This is a genomic window from Streptomyces sp. E11-3, assembly GCF_046540415.1.
In the GTDB taxonomy this organism is placed as follows: domain Bacteria; phylum Actinomycetota; class Actinomycetes; order Streptomycetales; family Streptomycetaceae; genus Streptomyces.
In genome coordinates this window covers 1-800 of record NZ_JAZGRL010000221.1, presented here as the reverse complement: position 1 = coordinate 800, position 800 = coordinate 1, and the positions used below count along the sequence as shown (strand labels likewise).

Genomic DNA, 800 nt, shown 5'->3' with positions numbered 1-800 from the left:
CCGATCTAGTCTCCCCCGCCCCGCAGACGGCCCCCAACACGATGGCATCCCACTTTCTCCAACCCCTTTCCTAACCCCTTGTCGAAAGCTGGTGCCAGTCATAACCTTCGCCTCGGCAGAGATCCACAGGGGCGGAGGGGAAATTTCGTGAAGCGCACGTCCCGTGACATCCGGACGGCCAACCGTTACGGGGTGCTGCGGCAGATCATCGCCGCATCACCCGTGTCCCGGCAGGAGTTGGCAGCGGCCACCGGGCTGAGCCTGGCGACCATCGCCACTCTGGTCAGTGAGCTGACAGAGCTTGGCATGGTCACCGAGGTCGGCTACGAGGACTCCGACGGAGGACGTCCCCGCGGGCTGGTCTCGGTGCACGCGGCCGGGGGTGCGCTGATCGGTGTGGACGTGGCCGAGACCTATGTCCATGTCGAGCTGTTCGACCTCGCGTTGCGGGTGCTGGCGCGCGCCGAGCGGGAGTTGCGTCCGGGTGAGAACCGGCCGGACCAGGTCGTCGCGCATATCGCCACCGCGGTCGAGACCGTGGTCGAGGACGCGCCGGTGGAACCCGGATCGGTGCTCGGCGTGGGCATCAGCGTGCCGGGGCAGGTGGACCGCGAGGGCGGCAGTGCCGTCTACGCGCCCAACTGGGACTGGCACGACGTGCCCCTGCTCAGCATGCTGTCCGCGTTCCTCCCCTACCCCCTCCACCTGGACAACCCGCTGCACGCCTGCACGGTCGCCGAGCTGTGGTTCGGGGCCGCGCGGGGGCGTGGCGACACCGTGGTCGTCAACCTCGGTACGGG

Annotated in this window: 1 protein-coding gene; it reads left to right on the top strand. The window is 68.8% G+C overall.

All coding sequences use genetic code 11. The annotated features are described in order from the left end of the window. Positions 1-147 precede the first annotated feature (147 nt). A partial coding sequence (locus U9R90_RS36530) for an ROK family protein (RefSeq protein WP_411061814.1) occupies positions 148-800 on the top strand: 653 nt, incomplete at its 3' end.